Genomic DNA, 13,209 nt, shown 5'->3' with positions numbered 1-13,209 from the left:
AGGCCCCGAACTCGACGAGGGCATGCTTCCACTGGGTTTCGGTCGGAGGACCGCCGATCATGGTCCAGAACAGGGGCGTTGCCACGGTGCCCGCCACCTCGCCGACATTCGCCCGCGTATGGATCGGCCACCGTGCGCTCGGCTCGTTGTCCACGACCCACGGCTTCGTGATGTCGACCAAGACCAGCTCCTCTTCCCTCTTCGGCGCCGAACAGCCTTGACCATAGCAGATAACCAGACTATTGATTGATAGACCTTTAGGAGGTTCGCATGACCGATCCGTTCCGACTTGACGGCAAGAAAGCGCTGGTCACCGGGGGCACCAAGGGTATCGGGCTGGCCATCGCCCGGTTGTTCCGCGAGCGCGGCGCCGATGTCGTCGTATGCGGCCGCAACGAGGAATCCGGCAGCGCCGTCGCCGCCCGGCATCATCTCGTCTTCCAGCGCGCCGACGTCACCGACGAGGACGATGTGCGCATGCTGGTCTCGCGGTGCGAGTCCTCCCACGGCGGCATCGATGTGCTGGTGAACAACGCCGGCCCGACCGACCTGCTGCACACCCGCGATGTCGATGGTCCGATCGGCGAGGTGGGCGCGGAGGCCTGGCGGCGGTTGCTCGACCGGACATTGACCTGTAGTTATCTGGTCACCCACCACGCCATGGACGCGCTGGTGCGTTCCGGCTCGGGCTCGGTGGTCAACATATCCTCGATCGCCGCCGCCCAGGCGATGCCCGGCTTCGATGTGTACGCGGCGGGCAAGGCCGGGCTGGAGGCGATGACCCGATCGGTCGCGATCGGCTACGCCCACCTGGGGGTGCGCTGCAACGCGATCCGCGTGGGCACAATCGCCGTCGACCACGGCGACAACAATCGGCGGTTGCTCCCGTCCGCCGATACCGCGCCCGACGCCTGGCGGCGCGCGGTACCGCCACCGGCGGGAATGGCGGAGGACGTCGCCAATGCCGCCCTGTTCCTCGCGGCCCCGGCGGGCTCCTACGTCACCGGGGTCGTGCTTCCGGTCGACGGAGGGCTCGGCGCCCGCTCGCTGATGCCGTGGCAGACGCCCCGGCCCGAGCGGCGTGGTGAAGTCGCCACCGAGGCATGAGAGGAACGGGAGCGGTCCGGCGGGCCGCTCCCGTTCCTCGGTCAGACCAGTCCGTATCGGGGCAGTGCTCCGCGGGTCATGACCGTGCAGTAGCCCACGGTCGGGGTGCCGTCGATCGTCACGATGGCGAACTGTTCCCGGTGGCCGCTCGGGGTGAGAGCTCCGTTCAGGAGCACCTGCTCCGGTGGGACGAGATCGTATTCGTCGTACTCGGTGACCGTCCCACGGGTGAACCCCAGACCCCGGCCGTCGGTGAACCCACCGTCGTAGCCGGTCCCCGCATAGGCCCACGGCTCCAGCAGCGGGGTCGCGCCGATCTCGACGAACCTGCCGTCGGCCAGAGAGACTCCCAATCGCACCGACTCGTAGGTGCGGGCGCCGGCGACGAAGCGCGGCTCGACGTCCGCTCCGGCCACGATCACATGAGTGCCGTCCACCGAGATCGCTTCGCCGTCCAGATAGGTCACCCGTCCCTCGGCATCCTCACGGCGCGATACGCAGAACGATTCGGTCGCCGTCGCGCAGTACAGCACGGTATGCATCATCGGCGCGCTGCGCGCGGCGGGATCGGCGACCGATCGGTCCAGTCCGCCGACGCCGGGCCGCACACCCCATGAGTGATCGCGCACCGCCCACCAGTTGTCGACGTCGATGCGCTCGGCACCGAGCCCCAGCCACCCGTTCCAGCGGCCGACCTGGTTGTAGCGAGTCACCTCCTGGGTGATACGTCCGGTGCTCGCGTCCAGGTAGTGCTCCTCGACATACGGTTCGAAGGACGCCGTGTACTCCAGGTCCGCCGACAGCGGACCGCCGTCACCGGACCAGCGAACCCGCAGCCGACGGTAGGGTTCGAGTACCTCGACCGACAGATCGCCGACCGCCGCGTTCTCCATATCACCGGCCAGCGGCCTGGACCATCGCGCGTTGTACTGCCGCCCCGACCGCTGGATCACCCCGTAGCCGTCACACACGTGCATGTTCTTGTAGAAGGCCAGCCCGGATAGGAACCCGACTCCACCGGCCGAGTCCACCCCGGAGAACCAGTAGCGATCGTAGAACCGATGATCCGAGGTACCGGCGAACCGGAACGGCCACGGCGCCTGGTGCATCAGCGTTTCGTCCAGCGAGTGCAGCGATCGGGTACTCACAACGTCACCTCGAACGCGTTCTCCAGTCCGGCGAGCAGGAAGCGCGGCGCGTGTAGCAGCCCGAGAACACCGTCCAGCAACGAACGCGGCTGCGACAGCATCCGGCCCAGCCCGCGATACGCGCCGACGAACCGCCAGGCCTCGTGCCAGACGCTGTAGAACCGTAGGCGATCCTCGTCCGGTGGCTCGCCACCTGCTTCGTAATAGGCCGCGAGGAAGTCCTCCCAGGGCTGCACCCGGCAGACGTGCGGACGCACATAGGCCAGATCCTGCGCCGCCTCTCCGACCCGTGATCGCTCCCAGTCGAGAAGCGCGGTGAGCGTCCCCTCGTCGACCAGGATGTTGTGGAAACCCGGGTCACCGTGCAGCAGTACCGGCCGGGCGAGCGTGGTCGGCACATGCGCGCGCAGCCAGGCGAACAACAGCGCGTGCAACGGTTGCTCCCCCACGCCGGCAGCTTGCTCGGCCGCGGCGACGAGCCGTTCCTGTTCGGCGATCGCCGCCAGCAGTTCCTCCGGCGACGACATGGCGGGCACCGGTGTGGTGGGCAGTCCTTCCAACTCGATGGCGTGCAGCTTGCCGAGTGCGCGTGCCAGTGCCGCCCCGGCGCTCGCATCGGTCCCCTTGTTCGGGCCGAAGACGTCGCCGAGGTTGCTTCCCGCGGCGCGCCGCGAGGCGAAGAACGGTTGCCCGAGCGCATTCCGCTCCGGCTCGATCCACAACGGCTCGGCAACGTCCACGCCACGTTTCCAAATGAAGGCGAGAACGTCGTACTCGTGGGCCAGCGTGTGCGAGTCACGGCCCGGGGTGATCTGCCGGAGTACGATCTCCTCGTACGCACCGCCGCGCTCGTACCCGACCAGGATGGTCGTCTTCGAAAACCCGCCCGAGAGCTGGGAAACAGTCCGCACACACACCTCGCGTCCGAGCCTGTTGCGAAGGTAGTCCTCGGCATCGGACTCGACGATCTCGGCACTGGAGCGGGCCCCCAGCCAGTTCATCGCACCGGATTCGCGGGCCACTCGTTCCGGCGCGGCCGAGGACCCGAGTTCGGGCAGATCGGTGGCGACCAGGAGGCGAAGAATCGCCTCGGTATCTGCGCCGTATCGGCCCGCCTCGACGAGGGCGGCCGCATGTTCGGCGACGGCCTGATAGGGCTGCGTGCCGACGGCCGGAACGACGGGCCGGATCGTCTCGACGAGGCGACCCCGCGTATCGGCACGGCGAATCGGGGTCAGATCACGAAGTACGGCGCGATGGAAGAGCACATCGATCACGTCCAGCACATGCTCCACATACGCCCGATCGCCGGCTCTGCCGTCCAGTTCCACCTCAAGTATGCGGTGCACCGCGTCGATGGTCGCCACGGCCTCGGTTGCAGAGGACACGACACCTCCCTCCACGGCCGTCCGGCCGCTCGTCAGTAATAGTCTAGTATAAAACTATCTATCCATCAGCAAGTCAACGGACGGAGTGGCAGATCATGGTGGCTACCGATCTTTCGGAGGTACTCGGACTCCTGAGGCTGATCCCGAAGGACCGGGACTGCTTCATGGGCGGGCACCCGGAGAGCTCGGGTCCCAGAGTGTTCGGTGGCCAGCTCATCGCCCAGGCCATCCGTGCCGCGACCCACACCCAGCCCGAGGAACGCAAACCACACAGTGCCCACGCCTACTTCCTACGCCCCGGCACACCGGCCGAACCCATTCGATACCTGGTCACCCGGCTGCGAGACGGCGGCTCGTTCTCCGCGCGTCGGGTCCTGGCCGTCCAGGAGCACGGCGTGCTGCTCGAGATGCTCGTCTCCTCCACCACCGTGCCGGACGAGCCCCGGTTCCACCCCGCGATACCCGAGGTGACCGTACCCGAACAACTCGCCCCGGTCCATGAGGAGTTGCGGTGCTATGCCCACGAACTGGACGGATGGTGGGTGCGGCCCCGCCCCTTCGAGATACGCTACGTCGGTTCACCGCCCCGCGCGGCACTCGACGACCCCACCATCGACCTGACCGACCCGGCGAACCGGGTCTGGGTCCGACCGAACGGACCGGCTCCGGACGATCCGATCCTGCGCCGGTGCCTGCTCGCCTACATCAGTGATATGACGCTGCTGGACCCGCTGCTGCGACGGCACCGGCGCACCAGTCGCGGCCCGGGCAACGTCGGATCTCTCGACCACGCCATCTGGTTCCACGGCGACCCGGATCTGTCCGACTGGATACTCTACGACCAGCGTGCCGTGGGGGGGTTCGACACGACGCGGGCTGTGCGGCGGCCTCCTGTACCGGCGCGACGGCGGACTCCTGTGCTCGGTGGCCCAGGAAGGCTTCTCGAGCCCCGCCGAGGCGGCCACCAACGAGTCGGAGCCAGTGGCCGGCAGCGGCGCCGGCCGGACCTCGTAGCGGCTCCGGCGACCGAGCTCGGCACCGCTCTCGGTCGCCGAAGGCTATCCGAACGCATTCCGCCAGTTCGGCCGGCGCCTCCTGCAATCCCCGGACCGCGTCCGGGAGTGCGCCCTGCCGGAACGCAACCGCGCCGTACCGCGATATGCCTCCATGTACCGGCAGGCCGCGTACCACCCAGCGTAGAACCGCAGCCGGGACTCCGACAGCAGTTCCCCACCGGCCTCGCAGTACCGGGCCAGGAATGCATCCCACAGCGCCGCGGGACGATCGGCCGCAGCGCTGCCAGATCCTGAGCCGCCTCACCAACGCGCGCAGCCTTCCAGTCCAGTGCAATCGGCGCCGAATCACCAAGGGGAAACAGCCGGCTCGCTCCCGAGCCGCCGTGTAGAAGGGCGGGTCGGGTCACACGCGCCGGCACATTGACCCGCAACCAGGCGAAGACAAGCGTCGGCAACGGATGGGCGGAACGACCGGCCGTGGGATCACACGCTTGCACCCGGCACCCGGCTTCGATCTCCGCCGGGCTCGCATCCAGGGGACCGAGTCTCGGCACGGCGTCGAGCCCGATGGAGTGCAGTGCCCCAGCACCACGGCCAGATTCGCGATGTCGGCGCGGCCCAGCGGGCAAGGAGGTTGCGACACGTCCGCGGACCGACGCTCCATACCGTCTGTGAATCAGCACGGGATCGACGCTGTTCGTGTCCGTAGGCGAAACCCACAGTGGTGCGGCGGCGGGTCCCGTGCCGATGGACGTACCGCATCGTCCAGTACTCTCGGTTCAGCGCGTACGATTCGGCGCCGCGCGCGAGCCGGCGTACGACGATCGCATCCCCCCAACCATCCGGACGGTGAGCACGGCACAGCAACGTCGTCTCCTGCGGCTGCGCGGACAATACGGTCACCGACCGCACCGACGCGGCAATACCGCACTCGGCGGACAGCCCCCGGCCGGCCACGTTCCCAACCTCTCCGGTCGGTACACCGTGAGTGTGCCGCCACCGAGCCGGCTGATTCTGCTCTGTGGAAGAGCTGCCGGATATTGCGCAATCCGGCCGTTCGGTGTGCGTTCTGCGCATAGTTCCGATGTGTGGCAACCGCCTACCTTGCCTGCAGACGACACGGACCGCCGGTATATCCCTCCCGGTCTCAGCCGTGTCCCCGCAGAGGAGAAGACAATGCCCACGATCCCCACGATGAGCTACGACGAGCTGTTGGAGGCGCGCCGCGCGAGCGGTGTCGCCATGTTCAACAACAACCGGATGAAGCTCGGCATCTTCGGATCGAACGTCAGCCATGGTCTGATGGCCACCCATGCCGAGACCACCTACGAGCTGACATGGGAATACGGGCGCAAGGTCGCGCAGCTGGCCGATCGGCTCGGGTTCGAAGCCATGCTGCCGGTCGCTCGCTATCGCGGGATGGGGGGTGAAACCAATTTCAACGGCTCCAACTACGAGACCCATGCGTGGGCCGCCGGTATCGCCGAGGCAACCGAGAACATCATGGTTTTCACCACCATCCATGTGCCCACCAAGCACCCGATCGTGGCCGCGAAGGAGTCGGTTACCGTGGACCACATCTCCGGCGGGCGGCACGGACTGAACATGACCATGGGTTGGTACAAGGCCGAGATGGAGATGTTCGGCGGCACGCAGCGCGAGCACGACGTCCGTTACCGCTACGGCTCGGAGTGGATCGAGATCGTCAAGCGCATGTGGATCGAGGGTGAGGGCGTGAACTTCACCGGCGAGTTCTTCGAGATCAAGGACGCCTTCTCCTCCCCCAAACCGATCCAGCAGCCCTATCCGGTGCTGGTGAACGCCGGCAACTCGCCTGCCGGTCTCGAATTCTGCGCCCGCGAGTGCGATTTCAACTTCATCGCTTTCGCCGATTCCACCGAAGCCGCAGCCACTGCCTCGCGGGTGCGGTCGATCGCGCGTGAACAGGGCAGCGACCTCGGCATTCTCAGCTATGGCAACGTCATCTGCCGCGACACCGAAAAGGAGACCAAACAGCTACTGGACCATATCCTCGAACTGGGCGATTGGGAGGTCGCGCGCCAGGTTTCCGGTGGCCTCGGCAGCGAAAGCGGGTCCTTCGACAAGATCAAGGCGATGCAGGAACGCTTCATTCTCGGCTACGGCGGTTACCCGCTGATCGGTACGCCCGAACAGATCGTCGAGCAGTTGGTCGAGCTCGAACGGTCCGGTGTCGGCGGCATGATGGTCGGCTTCCTCGACTACGTGGAGGAACTCGAGTACTTCGGTGAACGGATTCTGCCGCTCATGCGAGAAGCCGGGCTCCGGCAATGATGTGAGGAGAGCTCCTTCATGAAACTTCTCACGATCTATGGCAGCCCAACTCCGCCCGGAAAACTCGCCCGCGCACTCTCGGTGATCGAGGACGAGGTACGCACGTCGTTTCCCGGCTGGACGGTGGATCGGCTCGCGCCGGAGCCCACGGATCGGTCCATGGTCGCGACCTGGGGGGCCGAGGCAGTCGCCCGGGTCCACGCAGCCGATGCTGTGGTGCCGGCATCTCCGGTGTTCCGCGGATCGTTCACCGGTACCGTGAAAATACTGCTGGATGCGCTGCCGAACGAGGCACTGCGGTCGAAACCTGTCGGCATTCTGACACTCGCTGCCGCACCGCACCATTTTCTGTCGGCCGAGCGGCACCTCCGCGATGTACTGGCTTGGTTCGGAGCTCTGACGGCACCGAATGGTGCGTTCTTCGTCGACCGCACCTTCGCTGGTGAGTAGGTGCCCGATGATGCGCGCTCAGACCTGCGTGAGCTGGTCGAACAGATGGTCGTGCCGGTCGAAAGCGTACCTGGACAGCACTTCGGGCCCAGGCCGCTCCATATCCGTTACACCCGATCGAGTGCGGTAAGCGACTCGACTTCTGCCACGAGAAAGGCAACATGACGATGACGACCGAATCAGCGGTGCGGCCGCACGCTGTGCGCAACTACATCGGTGGGCGTTGGGTTTCGTCCACCATGACCGGGACCTCGTACTCTCCGGCTACCGGGGAGCCGCTCGGTGACTATTACGAGGTGAAGCCGGATCAGGTACGCGAGGCGATACGTATCGCTGCCGACGTCTTCGCTGCCCACGAGTGGCGACAAAATCGTCAGCTTCGGGCCAGGGTGCTCAACGAGATGGCCGACCGCGTCGAGGCCGCCGCGGACGAGTTGGTGCTGCTACTGGCCCGGGAGAACGGAAAAACGCTGCCGGAAGCTGCCTTCGAACTCGGCCTGACGCCGTCGAAGCTGCGTTATTACGCCGCACAGGCGCTCACCGACGTCGGTCGGGGCGGCCGGGTGCGTAGTGGGGTGTATTCGATGCTGCTCGCGGAACCGATCGGCGTCGCCGGCGTGATCGTTCCATGGAACTCGCCGGTGGTGTTGTCGGTACGATCCTTTGCCCCCGCGCTGGCCGCCGGGTGCACTGTGGTCATGAAGATGGCGGCGCAGACCGCACTGGTCAACGCGCGGTTGGCCCAGTTGCTGGCTGATTGTCCTTCGCTGCCGGGCGGGGTGCTCAATATTTTCACCGAGTCCGGCAGCGCAGGAGCGAAGCTGCTGGTGTCCTCACCCGAGGTGGCCGGGTTGAGCTACACCGGTAGCACCGCTGTCGGCCGGCAGATCATGGCCGACAGCGGCGCGACGCTCAAACGCCTGTCTTTGGAGCTCGGCGGCAAGACACCGATGATCGTTTTCGACGACGCCGATATCGACGCTGCCGTTGCCACTATCGTCGCGGGTGTCACCACATTCACGGGGCAGTTCTGCATGACGGGCAGCCGGATCCTCGTTCAGCGGTCCATCGCCGATCGTATCCGAGAAAAACTGGTGGACGCGTTCGAGCGGGTCCGGGTGGGCCCGGGCGACCGAGAAACCTCCGATATGGGGCCGATGATCGACATCGCCGCCCGAGATCGTCTCGTAAAGCTATTGGCTGCGCATTCCGCTGATGTCGAGACTCTCGTCGCAGGCGGCTGCCCCGACGACCCGGAGCTGGCAGGTGGAGCGTACTTCCGTCCAGCACTGCTGGCTGTCGATGATGTCAACTCTGCGCTCGTACAGCGTGAACTGTTCGGCCCCGTAGCGACCTTCGAAGTCTTCGATACCGAAGAGGATGCGGTGCAGCTGGCCAACGCCACCGAGTACGGGTTGGCGGCTTCGGTGTGGACGCAGCACGGGCAGCGAGGGCTGCGCCTGGCAGAGAAGCTGGACGTCGGCACCGTCTGGACCAACGGGTGGGCCGTCGTGGTCGACCAGTTCGAGGAGGGTGGGTACAAACAAAGCGGTCTCGGCCGGCTGAACGGACACCGTGGCCTGGAGGAGTTCCAGGAGTACAAGCACGTGGTTCAGCTGGTCTGAACCACATCTGAGGGGGTGTCGAAACGCCGGGCGACACCCCCGTCTCCGGCTCTTGTCACGACCGTTACTGACGTAACGTCTCCGATGGGGACTCACCGAACAATTCCCGGTACAGGGCGGAGAAGCGGCCGAGATTGTAGAACCCCCACGACGTAGCGACATCGGTGACGGTAGGCTCGGGCGACGTCGGATGCAGTAGATCCCCGCGTGCACCGCGCAATCGGACATCTCGGATGTATTGGATCGGTGTGCGACCCAGATGCCGCAGAAAGTGGTTTTGCACGGTGCGGGCACTGACACCGGCGACCACTGTCAAATCTGCCAACGTCGGCAGGGTGCGCGCGTGTTCGTGGACATAGTCCAGCGCACGTTGCAGCACGACGGGAACGGCCTGCTGTGCCGATCGTCCGAGGAGCTGTTGATGGGGTCCGTCCGCGGCGAGCACCAGGTTGGTGAGAGTCAGGGCCTCCAAATGCCGCCGGGAATCATGATGCCGGGTTAGGATGCCCTCCTCATCCCATTCGGCCCGCAGGAATTCGATGCAACGAAGCAGTCCTCGGCCCGCCTCGGAATTCAAATCGATCACGAGATCGAAATCGACGGGCTCGGATATCCGGGCCTGAGTGAGTTTCTCCAGATGGCCCTCGAGATCGGCGCGCGGCACCCGTAGCGCGAATTGCGCTGTATCGGATTCCCATTCGATGGTTTGCGCATGGTGTGGTACCAGCACTGCCGCGCCCGCCATCGCGGTGGTTTCACCGCGAATCGAATCACCGCGGGCGACCCGGCTTCCGCCGAACAACGTGATGTTGACGTGGTACCAGTGCTCACTCGGTGGCAGTGTGATCGTCGCTTCCGCGCCGTAGGTCAGGTAACCCAAGGTCAGCGAACCGATCTGCACGGCGTTGAGGCGAGCGTCGAGTCGGTGTGTTCCCCGGGGCGCAAGGATGTGTGGTTCGTAGACTTCCGACACGATGGTCTGTGCGAGGTCGACATCGTCGGTATGCAGTCGCCCGTGTCGGTGTAGAGGTTCGCTCGCCGGGGACAGTAGGGACACTCCGACCTCCACAGAACGGTTCCGCACCTGGGATCCCGACAATCCCGACGATTCCGTCGATGATAGCTACGCGATCGCCCAGTTTCCAGCACTTCGGTAAAACCGGCAGAACCCCCGGCCCGCCGCCGGTGCTGCAAGTACACCGCCGCCACGCCGATGGGACCGGGAATCGACAGCGGCTGTCGGCTCGTCGGTTCACACAGTGGTTGCTGAACCGCCCGTTGAACGCGAAGCCCTCTACAGGAAGACCCCACAGGAGAGAACCGCATCCGCTCCCAGGGTCGAGCTGCTGCGGGTCGATTCCCTGTGCGGATGGCACACGGCGGACTGCGCGCACCACCGCAGCCATCCTCGTTGCCGCAGAGAAACTGTTCACCGAGGGCAACTACCACGCCGTCGGCGCCAGGGCTATGCCGGCGATCGCGCACGACTACCGCGTCATGCGCGAGGACCGCGGCTACTGCTGCTTTCCCGAGGTCCACATCAATATCCCGTACACGCCCGGGATGGCCGCGCCGATCCGGCCCGCAGGCCACGCTCACCGCGATGACCACCGGTCACCGCTACGGCGGCCCGCAGGCCCTGGCCGCTGGGCTCGTCGACGACACCGCCGCCCAGGACCGGATTCTCGACAGCGCCACCGAGCGCCTCGGCCGGCTCCTCGGCAAAAACCCCGACACGGTCCGGGCCACCAAGACCACCATGTTCGCCTCTGTCGTCGAAGCCCTGCGATGACACCCCGGCCCTGATCCGACTCCAGTGGTGTCCGAGCAACTCGCTCGAAGTCCGGCACATCGTCGACCGCTCATGCTCCACATACACATCGCGCACAACCGTGCCCAGAGCCGGTCGAGCAACCGACGCGGTCGATGGCCGTGCACAGCATCCGCCCGGTCGACACCAACGGCCGCGTGGGTGACAAAGCGGTCGTCGACGCCCTGGGCCGATGGCCCGGCGACCTGCTGTCGTGGCGGATCTCCGGCGACCTGATCCTGATCACCCGCCCGGGACACGGTCGCCGCGGCGTCACCAAGTACGGCCACATCTGCCTACCCGCCGCCGTATGCCACGCGACGGGCATCCGCATCCGCGAGCGCGTCCTGTTGGCCGCCGACCCCGACCACGCTCTGCCGGTGGCCTATCCCGCCGCGGTCCTCGACGACATCCTCGCGCGCCGCTTCACCGAAGGAGCCCTATGATAACCACGAACACCGAGGCCGATATCGCCTTCTCCCCGTTGGTCACGGGACGATGGTATGGGACCACACGGTTCCCCGCGCAGCATTATCGACGATCGGAAACTCCCCGCTGCCCGCTCGTCAACTCGGGGCACGTACTTGTACAGCGTGGTGTGTGAGACCCCCGAGCAGTCGGGCGATCGAGGACACCGACTCATCCGGTCGGGTGAGCAGGGCACGGACCTGCCGGACCTGTTCGTCGGTCATCGCCGGTGGCCGGCCGAGCCGTTGCCCGCGGGCCCGCGCTGCCGCCAGTCCCTCGTGGGTGCCGTAGACGATGAGTTCACGGATGAATTCGGCCAGGGCGGCGAAGACGTGGAACACCAGCCGCCCGCCCGGGGTGGTGGTGTCGAGGGCTTCGTGCAGGGACCGGAACCCGATTCCGCGGCGCCGCAAGTTCGCCACGATCGTGATCAGGTCCCGCAGGGAGCGGCCTAGCCGGTCCAGCGACGCAACCACCAGGGTGTCGCCGGCCCGCAGGTAGTCCAGGCATGCGGCCAACTCTTCGCGTTCGGCGTTCTTACCGGATTCCTTGTCGGCGAAGGTCTTCTTGCACCCGGCCGCCTTCAGTGCGTGGAGTTGGCGCTCGAGGTCCCGGTCGCGGGCGTACCCGATCAGTGCACCTCCGCCGCCGATCGGGTTCAGAGCGTGGCCGTCGAGGGAAAGCGGTTCGGGCACATCGGGTCCGTCACCTCTCAATTGTACGGAAAAGGATTCTTTACAATCGTTGAACAGTCGGACTTTACGACGTGTTTTATGAACAGTCGGCGATGTGCGGCGGTGATTTCGCGTTGTCAGGTGGCGCCGATGAGGCCGAAAGCAGGTCGGGGGCCCACGCCGCAAAGTTGGTCCGGATGCGCTTCCCCGTACCATGCTGCAGGTGTTCTCGAGCATCCCATAACGCCGATCGGTGGATGGTGAGTGCTTGAAATTGTAGGAGCGGAGATTCGTCAAGGGAGGGAAAATTGTGCGGTATGCCACCGCACCGAGTCGATGGCCCGAGCGAGAGCGGTAGCGATGGAAGGGCGGGGTCGTGGGCCACATCTGGGTGACGGTATGTCTGCCACCCGAGGCAGCAGATGACCTGGCCGGTTCACTTGTTCGGGCACTCGCGCCGTTCGAAATGTATAGCGGCTATCCGAATCGAGAAATATGGGACTCGTGGCGGATTCGCGGTGGTGGGGAAGGGCTTGGGTTCTACATACGATCGGGCTCCGAGGATGATCCGCGTCTTGTTCACGACTCGCCTCGGTATGACGGCTTCGTGCTGCCCAGCAAGCCCGGCGAGTGCGCGGGCGGTCCGAAGGAGTTGCTGAACGTTGCGATGCACACTGTCCGATGGCCGATGTGCTGACTCTCGACGGCTGGTGGGTCGAGCACGGCGGCGTCGCCTCCTATGCAGCCTGCAATCACGACGCCTATCCGTGCGATCACGACGCCGAGTGCCCTATTCCGCCCGGCGGCAATGAGTCTTACCTGGAGGCACTCCCCGACAGCACGGTGCTCATACGGGTGTACTGCCACGGTCAGCTTTCAGGGGCGGTGACGTGGACAGCCGGTGTTTTTGCCGGCACGGCGTCTCGTCAACGATCGTCCACGAGACACCCTCGGCCGCAGCAGGTTTCCACAGGCCGGAACTGTAAAGGTTGCCGTGTACGCGCCAACGTCAACCTGTCGGGTTTTGCAATACACTCCGCGCCATGTGAATCGGCTACGGGCGGATCTCCCCCGCGACCAGCATCCCGAAGCCCAGCACGACGATCTCATAGTCTCACCGCACTACGCCCGACCAGGAACTACGAGAACATCGTTGGATTTTCGGCGAGTACTACCGGACCCCGGAACGCAGCACTAGGTAAATAACTAG

Annotated in this window: 10 protein-coding genes and 2 pseudogenes; 7 read left to right on the top strand and 5 right to left on the bottom strand. The window is 65.7% G+C overall.

The window, feature by feature from the left end:
- Positions 1-181 (bottom strand): annotated as a pseudogene (locus tag ON20_RS27130) (PEP-utilizing enzyme); the annotation flags it as partial.
- An 89-nt stretch (positions 182-270) separates the two neighbouring features.
- Between ON20_RS27130 and ON20_RS27125 the strand changes: the two are divergent.
- On the top strand, positions 271-1,107 hold the full coding sequence (locus ON20_RS27125; protein WP_040840203.1) for an SDR family NAD(P)-dependent oxidoreductase: 837 nt from the start codon (positions 271-273) through the stop codon (positions 1,105-1,107).
- Positions 1,108-1,148: 41 nt separating this feature from the next.
- On the opposite strand, the gene ON20_RS27120 is transcribed toward ON20_RS27125, so the two are convergent.
- Positions 1,149-2,255: an Rv3169 family protein gene (locus tag ON20_RS27120; protein ID WP_040840200.1), complete on the bottom strand. Its 1,107-nt coding sequence runs from the start codon at positions 2,253-2,255 to the stop codon at positions 1,149-1,151.
- The gene (locus ON20_RS27115) at positions 2,252-3,643 is read right to left on the bottom strand and encodes a phosphotransferase family protein (RefSeq protein WP_157229047.1); all 1,392 of its coding nucleotides are present in this window, start codon (positions 3,641-3,643) and stop codon (positions 2,252-2,254) included. Before ON20_RS27115 ends, ON20_RS27120 begins: the two co-directional genes overlap by 4 nt.
- Positions 3,644-3,738: 95 nt before the next feature.
- On the opposite strand from ON20_RS27115, the gene ON20_RS27110 reads away from it, so the two are divergent.
- The 4 genes from ON20_RS27110 (at position 3,739) to ON20_RS27095 (ending at position 9,047) form a co-directional block, all read left to right on the top strand.
- Entirely contained in the window at positions 3,739-4,953 is a 1,215-nt protein-coding gene (locus ON20_RS27110; protein ID WP_051163422.1) for an acyl-CoA thioesterase, read from the top strand.
- An 882-nt stretch (positions 4,954-5,835) separates the two neighbouring features.
- Complete coding sequence (locus ON20_RS27105) at positions 5,836-6,972, top strand: LLM class flavin-dependent oxidoreductase (protein WP_051163420.1); 1,137 nt, start codon at positions 5,836-5,838, stop codon at positions 6,970-6,972.
- Positions 6,973-6,990: 18 nt separating this feature from the next.
- Positions 6,991-7,422, top strand: coding sequence for an NADPH-dependent FMN reductase (locus ON20_RS33505; protein WP_051163418.1), 432 nt, complete (start codon positions 6,991-6,993; stop codon positions 7,420-7,422).
- A 161-nt stretch (positions 7,423-7,583) separates the two neighbouring features.
- Entirely contained in the window at positions 7,584-9,047 is a 1,464-nt protein-coding gene (locus ON20_RS27095) for an aldehyde dehydrogenase family protein (protein WP_245547520.1), read from the top strand.
- A gap of 64 nt (positions 9,048-9,111) precedes the next feature.
- Here ON20_RS27095 and ON20_RS27090 read toward each other — a convergent pair whose 3' ends face one another.
- Entirely contained in the window at positions 9,112-10,104 is a 993-nt protein-coding gene (locus tag ON20_RS27090; protein WP_218002652.1) for an AraC family transcriptional regulator, read from the bottom strand.
- A gap of 383 nt (positions 10,105-10,487) precedes the next feature.
- Between ON20_RS27090 and ON20_RS39350 the strand changes: the two are divergent.
- Positions 10,488-10,839, top strand: a pseudogene (locus tag ON20_RS39350) (Clp protease/crotonase-like domain-containing protein); the annotation flags it as partial.
- A gap of 134 nt (positions 10,840-10,973) precedes the next feature.
- On the top strand, positions 10,974-11,303 hold the full coding sequence (locus tag ON20_RS27080; protein ID WP_040840191.1) for a hypothetical protein: 330 nt from the start codon (positions 10,974-10,976) through the stop codon (positions 11,301-11,303).
- Positions 11,304-11,423: 120 nt separating this feature from the next.
- Here the strand turns inward: ON20_RS27080 and ON20_RS39345 are convergent, their stop codons facing one another.
- Positions 11,424-12,020 carry a recombinase family protein gene (locus tag ON20_RS39345; RefSeq protein ID WP_245547519.1) on the bottom strand — a complete coding sequence of 199 codons (597 nt, stop codon included), beginning with the start codon at positions 12,018-12,020 and terminating at the stop codon, positions 11,424-11,426.
- Positions 12,021-13,209: the final 1,189 nt, after the last annotated feature.

This window comes from Nocardia brevicatena NBRC 12119, from assembly GCF_000308495.1.
Taxonomy (GTDB): Bacteria; Actinomycetota; Actinomycetes; order Mycobacteriales; family Mycobacteriaceae; genus Nocardia; species Nocardia brevicatena.
This window is presented reverse-complemented; position numbering and strand designations above follow the sequence as displayed.

Bases quoted from the DNA above. Each gene is read 5' to 3' on its own strand.
- ON20_RS27125 (WP_040840203.1), top strand. From the start codon at position 271: ATGACCGATCCGTTCCGACTTGACGGCAAGAAAGCGCTGGTCACCGGG.
- ON20_RS27110 (WP_051163422.1), top strand. From the start codon at position 3,739: ATGGTGGCTACCGATCTTTCGGAGGTACTCGGACTCCTGAGGCTGATC.
- ON20_RS27105 (WP_051163420.1), top strand. From the start codon at position 5,836: ATGCCCACGATCCCCACGATGAGCTACGACGAGCTGTTGGAGGCGCGC.
- ON20_RS33505 (WP_051163418.1), top strand. From the start codon at position 6,991: ATGAAACTTCTCACGATCTATGGCAGCCCAACTCCGCCCGGAAAACTC.
- ON20_RS27095 (WP_245547520.1), top strand. From the start codon at position 7,584: ATGACGATGACGACCGAATCAGCGGTGCGGCCGCACGCTGTGCGCAAC.
- ON20_RS27080 (WP_040840191.1), top strand. From the start codon at position 10,974: ATGGCCGTGCACAGCATCCGCCCGGTCGACACCAACGGCCGCGTGGGT.